Source organism: Amaricoccus sp. (genome assembly GCF_017995835.1).
Lineage (GTDB): Bacteria > Pseudomonadota > Alphaproteobacteria > Rhodobacterales > Rhodobacteraceae > Amaricoccus.
In genome coordinates this window covers 1-15456 of the sequence record NZ_JAGOID010000076.1, presented here as the reverse complement: position 1 = coordinate 15456, position 15456 = coordinate 1, and the positions used below count along the sequence as shown (strand labels likewise).

Annotated in this window: 11 protein-coding genes and 1 pseudogene; 2 read left to right on the top strand and 10 right to left on the bottom strand. The window is 71.8% G+C overall.

Annotated features, from left to right (window positions below; all coding sequences use genetic code 11):
• The first annotated feature begins 132 nt into the window (after positions 1-132).
• Both KBA23_RS12000 and KBA23_RS11995 read left to right on the top strand, forming a co-directional pair.
• Entirely contained in the window at positions 133-1461 is a 1329-nt protein-coding gene (locus KBA23_RS12000) for an MBG domain-containing protein (protein WP_290741232.1), read from the top strand.
• Between the two features lie 16 nt (positions 1462-1477).
• Positions 1478-3385 carry a caspase family protein gene (locus KBA23_RS11995; protein WP_290741229.1) on the top strand — a complete coding sequence of 636 codons (1908 nt, stop codon included), beginning with the start codon at positions 1478-1480 and terminating at the stop codon, positions 3383-3385.
• On the opposite strand, the gene KBA23_RS11990 is transcribed toward KBA23_RS11995, so the two are convergent.
• The 10 genes and pseudogenes from KBA23_RS11990 to KBA23_RS11945 form a co-directional block, all read right to left on the bottom strand.
• Positions 3382-4227 (bottom strand): c-type cytochrome, encoded by an 846-nt coding sequence (locus KBA23_RS11990; RefSeq protein ID WP_290741226.1) that lies wholly within the window; start codon positions 4225-4227, stop codon positions 3382-3384. The genes KBA23_RS11995 and KBA23_RS11990 overlap by 4 nt on opposite strands.
• A 190-nt stretch (positions 4228-4417) precedes the next feature.
• On the bottom strand, positions 4418-6205 hold the full coding sequence (locus KBA23_RS11985; RefSeq protein ID WP_290741224.1) for a glycosyltransferase family 2 protein: 1788 nt from the start codon (positions 6203-6205) through the stop codon (positions 4418-4420).
• Between the two features lie 349 nt (positions 6206-6554).
• Entirely contained in the window at positions 6555-8207 is a 1653-nt protein-coding gene (recN, locus tag KBA23_RS11980; protein ID WP_290741222.1) for a DNA repair protein RecN, read from the bottom strand.
• Positions 8208-8226: 19 nt separating this feature from the next.
• Positions 8227-9039, bottom strand: a complete 813-nt coding sequence (locus KBA23_RS11975) for an outer membrane protein assembly factor BamD (RefSeq protein ID WP_290741220.1) — start codon at positions 9037-9039, stop codon at positions 8227-8229.
• Positions 9040-9222: 183 nt separating this feature from the next.
• Positions 9223-10140 (bottom strand): UDP-3-O-acyl-N-acetylglucosamine deacetylase, encoded by a 918-nt coding sequence (gene lpxC, locus KBA23_RS11970; RefSeq protein ID WP_290741218.1) that lies wholly within the window; start codon positions 10138-10140, stop codon positions 9223-9225.
• 276 nt (positions 10141-10416) lie between these two features.
• Positions 10417-11922, bottom strand: coding sequence for a cell division protein FtsZ (gene ftsZ, locus KBA23_RS11965; RefSeq protein ID WP_290741216.1), 1506 nt, complete (start codon positions 11920-11922; stop codon positions 10417-10419).
• A gap of 195 nt (positions 11923-12117) precedes the next feature.
• Entirely contained in the window at positions 12118-13455 is a 1338-nt protein-coding gene (gene ftsA / locus KBA23_RS11960; RefSeq protein ID WP_290741214.1) for a cell division protein FtsA, read from the bottom strand.
• Positions 13452-14321 carry a cell division protein FtsQ/DivIB gene (locus KBA23_RS11955; protein ID WP_290741212.1) on the bottom strand — a complete coding sequence of 290 codons (870 nt, stop codon included), beginning with the start codon at positions 14319-14321 and terminating at the stop codon, positions 13452-13454. The genes ftsA and KBA23_RS11955 overlap by 4 nt, the downstream gene beginning before the upstream one ends.
• Before the next feature lie 26 nt (positions 14322-14347).
• A complete protein-coding gene (locus KBA23_RS11950; RefSeq protein WP_290741210.1) occupies positions 14348-15262 on the bottom strand; it encodes a D-alanine--D-alanine ligase in 915 nt (304 codons plus the stop codon).
• 55 nt (positions 15263-15317) lie between these two features.
• Positions 15318-15456 (bottom strand): annotated as a pseudogene (locus tag KBA23_RS11945) (UDP-N-acetylenolpyruvoylglucosamine reductase); the annotation flags it as partial.

Here is a 15456-nt window from a genome sequence, read left to right as displayed (position 1 = left end):
ACCTACGTGCTCTTGCCCGATCCCCCCGACCCCGGCACGCTGACGGTGACGCCGGCGCCGCTGACGATCGCGGTGGGCGACGACAACAAGGTCTAGGGCCAGGTCTACGACCTCGGCGACGTCGGCTTCACGGTGACCGGCCTTCTGAACGACGACACGGTCGACACGGTGACGTTCGCGAGCCTCGGCGCCCCGGCCACGGCGCCGGTGGGCGACTACGACATCGACGTGGTCAGCGTGGACGGGCAGGGGATCGGCAACTACGTCCTCTTCCCCGCCCCCCCCGACCCCGGCACGCTGACCGTGACCCCGGCCCCGCTGACGATTGCGGTTGGCGACGACAGCAAGGTCTACGGCGAGGTCTACGATCTCGGCGACGTCGGCTTCACGGTGACCGGCCTTCTGAACGACGACACGGTCGACACGGTGACGTTCGCGAGCCTCGGCTCCCCGGCTACGGCGGCGGTGGGCGATTACGACATCGACGTGGTCGACGTGGACGGACAGGGAATCGACAACTACGTCCTCGATCCCGACCCTCCCGACCCCGGCACGCTGAGCGTGACCCTGGCCCCGCTGACGATCACCGCGGACGACCAGGTCAAGCCCTTCGGCGATCGGTTCGTGTTCAGCGGCGACGAGTTCTCGGTCGAAGGGCTGCGCAATGACGACCGGGTGGCCGCGGCGACGCTGACCAGCGACGGGGCGCAGAGCCGCGCGGCGGTCGGGGACTACGGCATCGACATCGGCGCGGCGCGCGGCGTCGGGCTCGGCAATTACGACATCGAGTACGTCCCGGGCACGTTCGTGGTCGAGGCCCGGCCGGGCGAGCGGACGAACATCGCTTCGCTCTTGCCTCGGATGGTGTTCGCGCTGCCGAATCCGCCCGACGAGATCGTGCTGGCGTTCGCGCCCGGCGGGACTGCGCCCGGCGGCGGGGCCACCCCCGGCGGTCGGCCGCCCGAACCGCTCGCCGCGCCTGCAGCGGCAACCGGCGACGTGCTCCCATGGCTGGAGACCGCCTCGGTGCGGCTCGAGGCCGAGGCCGAAGCCTGCCGCCAGACGCTCACCGACGCCGAGAGCTACCTCGCCTGCCTCGGCGTCGCGCTCGACGGCTATGCTGCGGCGATCGACGCGCGGCTCCTCGACCTGCCGCCGGCGCTTCGTGGCGTCGCGGCGACGATCCGGGCGGCGAGCGAGGCGGTGCGGCAGGCGGGCGCCGCCGCGGCGCGCCGGGTTGCGGCGGCCGGCTCCGACGCCGAGGTCGCGGCGATCGAGCGCGAGGCGATCGAGACGGCGCTCGCCGCGGTGCAGGCCGCCGCGCGCGAGGTCCGGGCCTCGATCACGCTCCTGCGCGCCGACGAGCCGCAACTCGCCAGCGCCACCGAGGCGCAGGGCGAGGTGATCGCCGAGGCGCTCGACAGCGTCGCGGACGGCCTGATCCGCGCCGTGGGCCTCTGAAGGGGGCCGGCGGGCGATGTGGCTTCGCCGCCTCGGTTTCGCGCTTGCCGTCCTCGTCCTCGCGGGGGCCGCGGCGCTGGCCGAGACGCGCGTCGCGCTGGTGATCGGCAACGCCGGCTACACGGCGTTGCCGCCGCTGAAGAATCCGGTCGTCGACGCGGGCGACATCGCCGACTCGCTGCGCCGGCTCGGCTTCACGGTGACGCTCGGGACCGATCTGGGTCGCGACGCCATGACGAAGACGATCGCGCAGTTCGAGACCGAGGCCGCGCAGGCGGACGTCTCGCTGTTCTACTATGCCGGGCACGGCTTCCAGATCGACGCGCGCAACTATCTCCTGCCGGTCGATGCGGCGCTCGCCGGGCCGCAGGACGTGGCCCGCTGGGCCGTGCCGCTCGATGCGGCGACCGCGGGCCTCGCGGGCGGGCCCGGCGTGCACCTGGTCTTTCTCGACGCCTGCCGGGACAACCCCCTGCGCGGCCTCGGCGATCCTGAGCGCGTCGCGGAACCCGACGGCCTCGCCCGGGTCGGCGATGCGGCGGGCTTCCTCTACGTCTTCGCCACGCAGCCCGACAACGTGGCCTATGACGGGCTGGGCCGGAACAGCTACTTCGCCGCCGCGCTGCTCGCGCACCTGGAGACGCCGGGGCAGGATGTCGCCTCGACGCTGATCGCGGTGCGCCGCGACGTGCTGGCGGCGACGGGCGGCAAGCAGATCCCGTGGGAGAACTCCTCGCTCACCCGCGAGTTCGCCTTCGTCCCGGGCGACGAGAGCGCGCCGCTCGACACGCTGCTCTGGCAGGTGGCATCGGCCGCGGGCGACCCGGCGTTGGCGGAGATCTACCGCGACCGCTTTCCCGACGGCGCCCATGCCGGCGAGGCCGCGGCCTTCCTCAGGACGGCCCCGGCGGCGCGCAGCCTTGACCGGCCGCTGGCCCCGAGCCTCGCGGACGCGCTCTGGGAGGTCGCGCGGCGGCTGCGGCTGCGGGCGCTGGTCGAGGCCTACCTTGCTCGCGACCCGGAAGGCCGCCACGCCGCGGACGCAAGCCAGATGCTGGCCACGCTTCCCCCCGACGACGCGGAGACGCCCGAGCGCCTGTGCGAGCGGCTGGCCACGCATCCGCGCGACGCCACCGCAAGCATCGCGGGCGTCCCCTTCGCCGCGCTGGAGGGCCATGCCCGTGCCGCGATCGCCGCCTGCGGCAAGGCGGCGGCCGCTCATCCCGAAGCGCCGCACTTCACCGCGCTCCTCGCCCGGGCGACGGCGGCGGCAGGCGACATGACCGCGGCCGAGCGGCTCTATCGCGACGCGGCCGGGCGCGGCGACGTGCGCGCCATGAACAGCCTCGGGCAGCTGGTCGAGGAGAAGGATCCGGTCGCTGCGATCCGCTGGTACGAGCGCGCGGCGGAAGGCGGCGGCGCGGACGGGGCGATCAACCTCGCCGTCGCGCTGCGGGCTGGCACGATCGTTCCGCGAGACGACCGGCGCGCGGTGGCGCTGCTGCAAGCCGCGGCGGACGACGGCTCGGCCATCGCGACCTACAACCTCGGCGTCCTGGCCCAGGACGGCGTCGCACCAGGCGGCGATCCGGCGGCGCTTGCGTTCTTCCGTCGCGCGATCTCGCTCGGCGAGCCCCGCGGGAACCTCGCCGCGGCGTTCCTCCTCGAACATGGCGAGGGCGTGGCGCACGACCCCGCGGCGACCGCGGCCTATCTCCTTGCCGGCTCCGCCTCGGACGGCGGCGAGGCGCAGGCGGCGATCTGCGACAATCCGCTGGCCTGGTCGCCCGAGACGGTGCGGATCATGCAGGACCGCCTGGCCCGGCGTGGCCTCTACGACGGTCCGCTCGACGGCCGCATCGGACCGCGGCTCGTCGAGGCGCTCGACCTCTGGCGCATGGGCGGGATGCTGGCCAGGGGCTAGCCGGCGTCCGGCAGGGGCGGGAGGGTGCGCAGGTAGCGCACCACCGCCTCAAGGTCGTCGGGGGTCATCCGCGCGAGGTAGGCGAAGGGCATCGGCGGCCGCATGGCGCTGCCGTCGGGGCGCTTGCCCTCGGTGATCATCACCTTGATCTCGTCGTCGCTGTAGCCGGCGAGCCCGTCCGGGCCGGAGGTGATGTTGGGCGCGACCGAGACGCCCCAGGGCCCGGGAAACTCGAAGCCGCCCTGGCCGAGATGGCCGTCGATCATTGGCCCCTGCGGACCGAACGGCGTGTGGCATTCGAGGCAGTGGGCGACCGGGCCGGCCATGTAGGCGCCGTACTCGGCGGTCGGGCCGCGCGGTATGGCGGCGACGTGTCCGACGGGCGGCCCGTAGGCCGGTGGAAGCGGGATGCGGTACTCGCTCTTCGCTACGACGTTCTCGACCGGCGCGACGGTGCGCAGGAAGGCGACGATGGCCGCGAGGTCGTCGTCGCTCAGGCCGCGGTAGAAGACGAACGGCATCGGCGGCCCGATCAATGTGCCGTCGGGACGGATGCCCTCGCGGATGGCGCGCGCGAGTTCGGCGTCGCTCCAGCCGGCGATGGCGCCGCCGGGCGTGATGTTGGCCGAGACGGCGCGCATGGTGGCGTCGTCGATGACGACCTGCCCGCCGGCCAGTTCCATCGCCATGTCGGGACCGTTCGGGCCCTGCGGCGTGTGGCAGTTGCCGCAGCCCATCGGGCCGCGCACGAGGTATTCGCCGCGCTCGACCGGCGTCTCGGCGCCGGCCGCCAGAGCGACGCAGGCGCCTGCGAGCGCGCCTGCCGTTGCAATGACTTTCATGCCCCCCCTCCGGCGGGCGGGGCTTTGCTGGGTCGCCGGACCATCCGGGCGGCCTGACGCCCGCTCCGCCGCCGGCGAGGTTACGCCTGCTCCCGAGTCGCATCAACGCGGTCGCCGCGCGCCGCCGGCGAGCCGTTGATCTGCGACCCGGCCGAAGCGGTGCCGCTGGCGCAGCGGTTTGCGGCGCCCGTCACTTCCGCAGGGATCGGCCGTGCTCGGTCTTCTGCCAGTGGAAGGGGGCGTGGACCGCCTCGGCGACGGCGCGCCAGGCGGCGGCGGTTCCGAGAAGGGTATAGACCGGTTGCAGCCACAGCCAGCACAGCGTGTGCAGCCGGTTCGAGTCGCGCAGCGCCACGACGGCGCAGGCCAGCCAGACGATGCTGCCGGCGGCGAGCGAGGCGACGATAGCGTGGCGCGCCAAGTCCGGGATTTCGGAGAGCAGCGGCAGCGGCACGCCGAGAACGCCGACAAGCAGCCCGAGCAGCAGCGGCGCGGTGAGGTAGGAGGCGACGCTGCCGAGGAGGATCACCTGGAACCCGGCAAAGCCCAGCGGGCCGAGTTCGCGCCAGAGCGTCACGGGCTCGCGCATGTGGACGGCCCAGGTGATCGCGTAACCCTTGAGCCAGCGCGAGCGCTGGCCGATCCATTTCCGCATTCCGGCGGCGTTCGCCTCTTCTTCGGTCGTCGTCGGGATCATCTCGGTGCGATAGCCGCGACGCGCGAGGCGCATCCCCAGATCGGCGTCCTCGGTGACGTTGTGCGCGTCCCAGCATCCCGCATCCTCCAGCGCGGCGCGGCGGAAGAACACTGTGGTGCCGCCGAGCGGGATCGGCATGCCGAGCCGGGCCACGCCCTGCAGCAGCAGGCGGAACCAGACCGCGTATTCGAGGGTGAAGAGCCGGGCGATCCACCCGGCGTTCTGGTTGTAGAAGTCGAGGTAGCCCTGCACGCAGGCGACCTCGGGCGGCGCGTTGGCGAAGTGGTTGACGACGGCGAGGATCTGGCCCGGATCGGGCAGGTCTTCGGCGTCATAAACCCCGACGATCTCGCCGCGGCAGAAGGGGAGCGCGTAGTTCATCGCCCGCGGCTTGGTCTGGATCGTGCCGCGCGGGACGGTGACGATCTCGACCGTGGGCGGCAGTCCCGCCTCGAGGAGGGCGACATGGGTGTCGGCGTCGCCGGCCTCGAGGACGAGCTTGATGTCGAGGAGAGGGGCGGGGTAGGCCATGCCGCCGAGAGCAGTGAGGAGTTGTCGCGCCACCGCCGCCTCGCCCTTGAGTGGCACGAGAAGCGAGACCGACGGCCGCTTGCGGTGGTCGGCGAGGCGCGGGCCAGCGACGGTCGGCGGCGGTCCGAGCCGCCAGCGCGCGGCCAGCGCCGCGAGTCGCAGGAACGTGGTCGCCAGGTTGGCGAGCAGCGCGACCGCGAGCAGGAGCCGGAGCGCGGACAGCGGAGCGAGCGCCGCGCCGATGGCGAGCGCGGCGAGCAGCACGGACTTGCGGAATGTCAGGCCGGCGCTCAGCATGTCCCGGCAGCTGAAGCGGGTCGGGCAGCGTCGCTCGGCGTCCATCGCCATGCGGGCGCCGAACTGGCGACCGATCGCCCTGCGGATCGCGTCGGCGGGGGCGATGGCGAGCGCGGTGGGGACTCCCGGCTCGGAGAGAAGCGCGAGCGCGGCCGCGCCGTCGTCGGGACTGGCGATCGCGATCACGGTGCGGCCGGCGTGTCGCCGCCAGGGAATCGCCTCGAGCTTCAGGCAGAGATACGGGTCGACGCCACGGGCGAGTTCCGGCTCGGGCAGGTTGGAGTCGAGATCGGCCGGACCGAGGTTCGACTGGTCCGAGAGCGCCTCGACCAGGTCCTCGCGCGAGATCAGGCCGTCGACCAGGAGGATGTGGCCCAGCCGGACGTCCCATTGGCGCTGGAGCGCGAGGGCTCCGGACAGCTTCTCGGGCGCGAGCTTGCCGGATCTGACCAACACGTCGCCCAGCAGCGGCCGCGACGGGGGCCTAGCGACCCGCGCGGCGGGCGCGACGTTGGCGATCCGGAGAGGCTGAACCTGCGCCAACTCGTCACCTTCCGCTGATCGCCCCTGCGCGACATGGTGGCGGTGCGGGTTTAAGAATGGGATAATACTGGCGGGCTCATGAAACGACTCGCGGGCCCTTTTTTGACCTCCAACACTTTTATCGTGTGTATTCAGATAGATACCCTGCTATCACGCGTGTTAGCCCGTGTTGCGATGGGTGGCTTGGCAGACTCGCCGGTATAACGTCGCCCCCGCAGGGGGTTGCAGCGCGCGCGTCGGGCCGCGGCGACCCGTCCGGTCAGCCGGCGAGGAGGGCGCGGGCGGCGGCGCGGGCGGCTTCGGTGACGACGTCGCCGGCGAGCATCCGGGCGATCTCCTCGACCCGGGCGCCTTCGTCGAGCGGCACGACTTCGGTGCGCGCCCGGGTGGAGGAGACCTGCTTGCCGACCTGCCAGTGAGAGACGCCGCGGGCGGCGACCTGGGGCGCGTGGGTGACGACGAGGACCTGCGCCGAAGCGCCGAGGGCGGCGAGGCGGCGGCCGACGGCGTCGGCGGTCGCGCCGCCGACGCCGCGGTCGATCTCGTCGAAGATGAGCGTGATCCCCTCGGCCCGTGCGCTGAGGCAGACCTTGAGCGCGAGGAGGAAGCGCGACAGCTCGCCCCCCGAGGCGATGCGTCCGATCGGACCGGGCGTGGCGCCCGGCGTAGTGGCGACGAGAAAGGCCACCCGGTCGACGCCGTCCGGGCCGGGGTCGGCAGGCGCGAGTTCGGTGACGAAGCGGGCGCGCTCCAGCTTGAGCGGCGGCAACTCCTCGGCCATTCGTGCGTCGAGGCGAGCCGCCGCCGCGCGGCGCCGCCCCGACAGCACGGCGGCCGCATCGGCGTGCGCGGCCTCGGCGGCGCTGAGCGCCGCGGCGAGTCCGGTCACGCCGGAGGCGCCGGCGTCGAGCATCTCGAGCCGGCGCCTCAAATCGGCGGCGAGGTCCGGCAGCGCCTCGGGATCGACCTGGTGCTTGCGGGCAGCGGCGCGAATCGTGAAGAGCCGCTCCTCGACGCGCTCCAGCTCGCCGGCGTCGATAGCGTCGGCGTCGAGGAGGGCTGCGAGCGCGCCCGTCGCCTCGGCCAGCTCGGCGAGGGTGCGCGGAATCGCATCGAGCGCCGCGTCGAGAGCGCCCTCGGACTGCGGTGCCGCGCGTTCCAGCCAGCGCATGGCGTCGATCAGGCGGCCCTCGGCGCCGTCGGGCCCCAGGGCCTCGGCGGCACGGACGACATCCTCGCGGATGCGCTCCGTGGCGCGCAGCGTCCGGCGGCGGGCGTCGAGGGCGGCTTCCTCGCCCGGCTCGGGACCGAGGCGCTCGAGCTCCGTGGCGGCATGGCGGAGGTAGTCGGCGTCGCGGCCGGCCTCCGCGAGACGGGCCTCCGCCTCGGCGAGCGCCCGGGCGGCCTCCGTCCGGGCGGCCCAGGCGGCGCGGACGGCGTCGAGTTCGGCCTCGGTCCCGGCGAAGGCGTCGAGGAGCGCGCGGTGCCCGCGCGGGTCGAGCAGGCCGCGATCGTCGGCCTGGCCGTGCAGCTCGACAAGGGCGTCGGCGAGCCCCCGCAGCGTCTCGACCGACACCCGGCGATCGTTGACATAGGCTTGGCGCCTGCCGTCGGGCGTCGCGACCCGGCGCAGGAGCAGTTCCTCCTCCGGGTCGGGCAGGCCCGCGTCGGCGAGGATGGCGCGGGCTGGATGACCGGAGGGCAGGACGAACGCCGCGCTCACCTCGCCCTGCGCCGCGCCCGCCCGGACCAGCTCGGCCCGGCCGCGCCAGCCCAGCACGAAGCCGAGGGCGTCGAGCAGGATCGACTTGCCGGCGCCGGTCTCGCCGGTCAGCACGTTGAGGCCCGGCACGAAACGCAGCTCGGCCGCCTCGATCAGCACGACGTTGCGAATGGCGAGCGCGATCAGCATCGGCGGCCGTCGCGGCCGCTCAGCGCCACTTGCCGAGCACGACCTGCCGGTAGGTCTGGTTCAGCCACCCGTCTCCCACGTCCGCGGGACGCAAGCCCTTGCCCTTGAGGAGCGCGTAACTGGCCGCGTACCATTCCGAGCCCTGGAAATTGTGCCCGAGGATCGCCGCCGCGGTCTGCGCCTCGGCGTAGAGCCCGAGCGAGAGATAGGCCTCCACCAGGCGGTGCAGCGCCTCCGGCGTCTGGGTGGTGGTCTGGTACTCCTCCACCACGACGCGGAAACGGTTGATCGCCGCCGTGTAGTGGCCGCGGCCGAGATAGAATCGGCCGACCTCCATCTCCTTGCCCGCGAGATGGTCCAGCGCCAGCTCGAACTTCATCTGCGCCGAGGCGGCGAAGTCGCTGTCGGGGTAGCGTTCGATGATGTCGCGCATTTCCTGCAACGCCTCGAACGTGTTCGCCTGATCGCGACCGATGTCGACGATCTGGTCGTAGTAGCTGAGCGCGATCAGGAACTGTGCATAGGGCGCGTCGGCGTCGGCCGGGAAAAAGGCGAGGTAGCGGTCGGCGGCGGCGCGGCTCTCGGCGTAGAGCGAGCCCTCGTGGTAGGCGTAGGCCGACATCAGCATCGCCCGCTTGGCCCATTCCGAATAGGGGTAGAGCCGTTCCACCTCGTCGAACATCGCCGCGGCGTCGCGCGGCTCGCCGCCGGCGAGCATGGCCTCGGCGTCGAGGTAGATCTCCTGCGCCGAACGGCTCTCGACCGGCGGCTGCTTGTTGCGCGAGCAGCCCGTCGCGAAGGCCGCAAGCGCGACCAGGACGACCAGCGTCAAGCGGGGTCCAGACTTCCGCGCGCCCGGCATGCCTTCCCTCGATATTCGCCGGTTCCGGGGCTTGCCACCCGCCGGCCGGCGGTGGTTAGCACGAACCGGCAGGGTGGAAAAGCGGAAGCGCACTCCCCGGCGGGAGTGCGCTTCCCATTCGCTGCTCGGTCTTCCTGCCGTGCTCCTGAAGTCTCAGCTCGCGCGCCGCAGATCGGATTCGACGACGCCCGCGCCGGGGAGCTGGCGCGCGGTGTCGGCGTCGAGCGCGGTCTCGGTCCAGGCGCCCTGCGTGGCGAAGAGCTTGCGCAGCAGCGCGTTGGTGACGCCGTGGCCCGCGCGGAAACCGCGATAGGCACCGAGGATCGGCGCGCCCGCCAGCGCGAGGTCGCCGACCGCGTCGAGCATCTTGTGCCGCACGAACTCGTCCGAGCGCCGCAGGCCCTCCGGGTTCAGAATCTCGGCGTCTTCCACGACGATCGCGTTGTCGAGCGAGCCGCCGAGCGCAAGCCCGGCCGCCTGCATCGCCTCGACGTCGGCGCGCCGGCAGAAGGTGCGGCAATCGGCCAGTTCGCGCACGAAGACGCCGTTGACGAGCGAAAGCTTCAGCGCCTGCCGGCCGATGGCGGCGTCGGCGAAGTCGATTTCGAACCCGACGGACAGCATCGGCGCCGGGCTGATCTCGGCCCAGGCCCCGTCGTGCGCGACGCGAACCGGCTCCAGCACGCGGACGGCGCGGCTCGGCCCGGGCAGGTGGCGCAGGCCGGTCGCAACGATCTTCTGGACGAAGCGCGACGCGCTGCCGTCCATGATCGGCACTTCCGGTCCGTCGATGTCGATCACGACGTTCCAGACGCCGGTGCCCGCGAGAGCGGCCATCAGATGCTCGACGGTCGAGACGGAGACGCCGGCCGCGTTGGTAAGGCGGGTGTTGAGCCTCGTGTCGCTGACGAGATCGTAGCGCGCCGGGATCATGTTGTCGCGGTCGGTGATGTCGGTGCGCCGGAACCGGATGCCTCCCGTCGCGGCCGGGCGCATGAGCATCCGCACCGGCCGGCCGCTATGCAGCCCGGTTCCGACGAATGCGATCTCCTGTTTCACCGTGGTCGGCATGACCGAAAGTCCCCATTCTTCTCGCCCGAGGCCTCTGTCTGGGCCCGGCTGCTCGCAGGATAGAAGATAGGGACAAGGGCAAAGCGGAACAAATCAAGGATTGTGACGGTTTGTAACAGAGGTTAGTTTTTTGATCCAAAAGGAGAATTGCCGATTCTCACGACGGCGTGGCGGCGGAAGAAGGGGCGATCGGTGCGGGCGCCCGGAAATGGAAAAGGGCGCCCCTGAAGGGCGCCCTGGGGCCAAGCTGCAAGCAGCGCGATAGGCTTTGACCCGTCAGTTCGCCTGCCTGCGAAGGAAGGCGGGGATGTCGACGCGTTCGCGATCTTGGTCTTCGTAGCCCGCGTCCGGGGTCGCCCTGGCCGCGGACGGTTCGGTCGCGCGCGGGCGGCTCGGCGCATCCTCGCGGCCGACCTGTCCGGTCATCCGGTGGATGAGGCTGTTGATCGTCAGCCGGCTGCCCCGGTCGAGATCCCGCCGCGGTTCGGCGGCCGCCATGGACGCGGCCATCGGCGGGGCCTTGGGAACGTTCTGGACGGCGCGCTGGAGCCGGGTCAGGGCCTCCGGCGAGGGTTCGGCGCGCCGCTGCGTCCCTGCGATCGGGTTCGGTTGCGGCACCGAGGCGGCGGCCGGCTCGGAGAAGAGTTCCGCACGGTCTTCGGCCTCGACCTCCTGTCCGTGGCGGTCGGCGAAGTGTGCGGCCGGCGCCACGGGCTCGGCCGGGCGCGCCGCCGCAGCGGGCGCGGGGGCGGCCGGGCGGGCCGGCGCCGCCACGGGTTCGGCCGCGCGGCGGACCGGCTGGGCCTCGGTGCGCGCCACGGCGTCGATGCCGGTCGCCACGACACTGACCCTCATCATGCCCGCCATCTCCGGGTCGAGCGTCGAGCCGACCATGATGTTGGCGTCCTGGTCGACCTCGGCGCGGATGCGGTTCGCCGCCTCGTCGAGTTCGAAGAGCGTCAGGTCCGGGCCGGCGGTGATGTTGATCAGCACGCCCTTCGCGCCCTTGAGGCTGATCTCGTCGAGGAGGGGGTTCGCGATCGCCTTCTCGGCGGCCTGAACGGCGCGATCCTCGCCCGAGGACTCGCCGGTGCCCATCATCGCCTTGCCCATCTCGCTCATCACCGCGCGCACGTCGGCGAAGTCGAGGTTGATGATGCCGGGCCGGACCATCAGGTCGGTCACGCCCTTGACGCCCTGATAGAGCACGTCGTCGGCGAGCGAGAAGGCGTCGGTGAAGGTGGTCTTCTCGTTCGCCAGCCGGAACAGGTTCTGGTTCGGGATGATGATCAGCGTGTCGACGTGGCGCTGCAACTCCTCGACGCCGCTTTCGGCCTGACGCATCCGGCGCGCGCCTTCGAACTGGAAGGGCTTGGTCACGACGCCGACGGTCAGGACGCCCATCTCGCGCGCGGCCTTGGCGATGATCGGCGCGGCGCCGGTCCCGGTGCCGCCGCCCATGCCCGCGGTGATGAAGCACATGTGGCAGCTCGCCAGCCGCTCGACGATGTCCTCGATCGATTCCTCGGCCGCAGCGGCGCCGACCTCCGGCCGGGCGCCGGCGCCGAGGCCTTCGGTCACGCGGGCTCCGAGCTGGAGCTTGTTGCTCGCCCGGCTCTGCTGGAGCGCCTGGGCGTCGGTGTTGGCCACGACGAACTCGCAGCCCTCGAGCTGCTTGTCGATCATGTTGTTGACCGCGTTGCCGCCGGCGCCGCCGACGCCGATGACCGTGATCCGGGGGCTGAGGTCGTTGGTGACCGGTATCGAGAGTTTGAGCGTCATGGTGTCGTCCGCCTGTCCTGTTTTGCCCCTGCCTCGTCAGTTCGCCGCGGCTCCGCCCGCATCCGCGTCGACTTGCCCGTGACTCGGAATGCTAGTGGATTCTTGCGCTAGGGTCACGCAGAATCCACATGTCAACCGCAATATGTTGTGGAAGCTCACAACATCACCGTGTATGCAACCGAACCGCCACACTATTTACCAGTTCTCCTTGAACCAGCGCAGCGCCCGCGACACGCGACGCGCGCCCTGGCGGTCCGCCGGCATCTCGAAATCCCAGCATTCGTCCTGCGGATGGGAGACGTGCATCGCCAGGCCGACCGCGGTGGAAAAGGCCGATCCCGTGGCGGATTGCGGCAGGCCCTGCACCCGAAGGGGCTTTCCCACCCGGCACTGACGGCCGAGAACGTGGCTCGCCACGGACTCGAGCCCGGGGATCTGGGCGGAGCCGCCGGTGAGCACGATGCGTTGGCTCGGCAGGTACTCGAAGCCGGAGGCGTCGAGCCGAGCGCTGACCTCCTCGAGGATCTCCTCGACCCGCGGTCGCATCACCCCGATCAGCTCGGCCCGGCTGATCTGCCGCCGGTCCTGATCCCAGTCGCCGAGGATCGAGGGCAGCTCGATCATCTCGCGGTCGTCGAGCCCGGTGGCGATCAGGCCGCCGTGCATGGTCTTCAGTCGCTCGGCATCCTGCATCGAGACCTGAAGGCCCTGGCAGATGTCGGAGGTGACGTGGACCCCGCCCATCCGCACCGAATCGGCGTAGATCATCTGACGGCGGACGAAGACCGAGATCCCGGTCACGCCGCCGCCGACGTCGATGCAGGCGGCGCCCAGCTCCTGCTCGTCCTCCACGAGGCTCGCAAGGCCGCTGGCGTAGGGGGCGACGACCACGCCGGCGAGCTCGAGGTCGCAACGACGGATGCAATGGAGCACGTTGCGCAGCGGCGTGGACCCGATCGTGAGCAGGTGCATGTCGACGGCGAGGCTCTTGCCGATCTGGCCGCGCGGGTCGGTGAGCCCGGTGCGGTTGTCGAGGCAGAAGTTGACCGGCAGCGCGTGCAGCGCCTCGCGGTCCTGGCCGTAGTCGGGGATCTCGCAGGCGGCGAGCACATGGCCGATGTCGCGCTCGGCCACCGCGCCGTGCTCGACCTCGGTCTCGCCGGTGCAGCCGTAGCTGCGCGGCTTGCCGCCGGAGAACGACACGATCACGTGGTCGACGCGCAGCGAGGCCATCTTTTGCGCCGCCTGGATCGCGGTGCGGATGGCGCGCTCGCATTCCTCCATCGACGCGATCTCGCCGAAGGCCACCCCGCGCGAGCGGGTGTTGGAGGCGCCGATGACGCGAAACGCCCCCTGCGTCAGCGTCGCGCGGCCGTCGAAGCTGTCGACATCGTCGTCGGCGGGTACGAACTGGAGCACGAGGCAGGACACCTTCGAGGTGCCGATGTCGAGCACGGCGATGACGCCGCGCTTCAGCGCCGCCTCGCGCCGCGCCCGCATCGCGCGCTGCACCTCGTAGAGCTGTCGCCTCATGCATCTTCTCCCTTCATTTGCTCGCGCAGGCGCACCAGCTCGGCTTGCGCATGTTCCGTCAGCCGCAGCGCCGGCCGGGCCGGATCGCGAAAGTCGACGACGCTGACTTCGCGCGTCAGCAGTTCCTCGGCCGCGTCGAGCGCCATCACCCGGCGGAGCGCCGCGAGCGGGTTCGTCTCGGGCAGCAGGATCGCCTGGTCGCGGTCGAGGACAATGTCCCAGCGCCGCTCGCCGACGCGGACGAGGCCGCGGATGCGGTCAAGGATCGGGTCCGCGTCCTGCAGGAGCGCCAGCGCCTCCGGCACCGCGACGTCCGCGCCCTCGCCGGCGATCAGCGGCAGGTCGGGGCGGCGCAGGCGGCTGTCGATCTCGGCGACGCGCACGCCCGCGTGGTCGAGCAGGATCACGCCGTCCGGGCTGCGCCAGACCACGACGGGGATGCGCTCGATGGCGCGAATCTCGAGACTGCCGCCGGCAAGCGCCCGCACCGAGGCGCGCTCGACGGCCGAAAGCGCCTCGATGCGTTCGCGCACGGCGCCGACGTCGACCTCGAGCGAGCTGACCGGCAGGTCGACGAAGGCGGCGACCCGGATCGCCTCGGCGAGGTCCGGGGTGACGCCGAGCACGTCGATTCTGGCGATGAGGAACGAGGGCCGCTCGATCAGGCTCGCCCTGACGTTCTCGTAGGCCCGGATCGCCCGCGCCTCGAGATCGAATTCGGCCGCGAGCGTCCAGGCGGCGAGCAATCCGGCGAGCATCGGCACGCCGAAATTGACCAGCCGGCGGAACGATGGACGGAGCCAAAGCCGGGTCAACCGATAGCGCAGCCGCGACGGCGCCGGGTCGCGACGGGGTCCCGGGCGCACGGCCGGCGGGCGTCCGGGGCGGGCGGCTACCGGGAGCACGAGGCGTCCTCCACCATCCAGCGCACCAGTTCGCCGAAGCTCATGCCGACATGGGCGGCCTGCTCGGGGGCGAGCGAGGTCGGGGTCATCCCCGGCTGGGTGTTGATCTCCAGCACGATCAGCCCCGCAAGGCCCTTTGCCTCGTCCCAGCGGAAATCGGTGCGGCTGACGCCGCGGCAGCCGATCGCTCGATGGGCGCGCAGGGCGTGGTCAAGGCAGGCCGCCTCGATCTCGGCCGGAACCTCCGCCGGAATGACGTGCCGCGAGCCGCCCGGGGCGTACTTGGCGTGGTAGTCGTACCAGCCCTCGGCGATGATGTCCGTCACCGCCAGCGGCCGGTCGCCCATGACCGCCACCGTCATCTCGCGGCCGGGCACGTAGGCCTCGACCATCAGCACGTCGGGCATCTCGTCGGCGAGCCGCGCCGGCCCGTTCGCGCCTTCGGTCACGAGGTAGACGCCGACCGAGGAGCCTTCGTTGACCGGCTTGACCACGTAGGGCGGCGGCATCGGATGATGCGCGCGCGCCTCGTCCTTGCAGACGAGCCGCCCGGCGGCGACGGGCAGGCCGGCCGCGGCGAAGACCTGCTTGGCGCGGATCTTGTCCATGGCGAGCGCCGAGGCCAGCACGCCGGAATGGGTATAAGGGATGGCGAGCCACTCGAGCAGGCCCTGGATGCAACCGTCCTCGCCCCAGCGGCCGTGCAGCGCGTTGAAGGCTACGTCGGGGCGGGTTTCGGCCAGAGCGCGCGCGACATCGGGGCCGGCGTCGATCTCGACGACGTCGTAGCCTTCCTGCCGCAGCGCGGCTGCACACTCGCGGCCGGACGAGAGCGAAACCTCGCGCTCGGCCGAACGGCCGCCCATAAGCACCGCGATGCGGGCGCGTGTCCTGCTCGACATGCCCGCCGCCTCATTGTCCGCCCCATGGCCGTTGTCGGCCTTGCTCGGGGTCGCCTCATGCCGGGAGGGTCCTGCCCACCCGCATGATTTCCCACTCTAGCGTTATCCCTGAGGATTCCCAAACCTTTTTTCGCACCAGCTCGCCAAGATTCTCCAGATCGGCGGCGCTCGCCCCCCCGGCGTTGACCAGGAAG

Bases quoted from the DNA above. Each gene is read 5' to 3' on its own strand.
- KBA23_RS11995 (WP_290741229.1), top strand. From the start codon at position 1,478: ATGTGGCTTCGCCGCCTCGGTTTCGCGCTTGCCGTCCTCGTCCTCGCG.
- KBA23_RS11990 (WP_290741226.1), bottom strand. From the start codon at position 4,227: ATGAAAGTCATTGCAACGGCAGGCGCGCTCGCAGGCGCCTGCGTCGCT.
- recN (WP_290741222.1), bottom strand. From the start codon at position 8,207: ATGCTGATCGCGCTCGCCATTCGCAACGTCGTGCTGATCGAGGCGGCC.
- lpxC (WP_290741218.1), bottom strand. From the start codon at position 10,140: ATGCCGACCACGGTGAAACAGGAGATCGCATTCGTCGGAACCGGGCTG.
- ftsZ (WP_290741216.1), bottom strand. From the start codon at position 11,922: ATGACGCTCAAACTCTCGATACCGGTCACCAACGACCTCAGCCCCCGG.
- ftsA (WP_290741214.1), bottom strand. From the start codon at position 13,455: ATGAGGCGACAGCTCTACGAGGTGCAGCGCGCGATGCGGGCGCGGCGC.
- KBA23_RS11950 (WP_290741210.1), bottom strand. From the start codon at position 15,262: ATGTCGAGCAGGACACGCGCCCGCATCGCGGTGCTTATGGGCGGCCGT.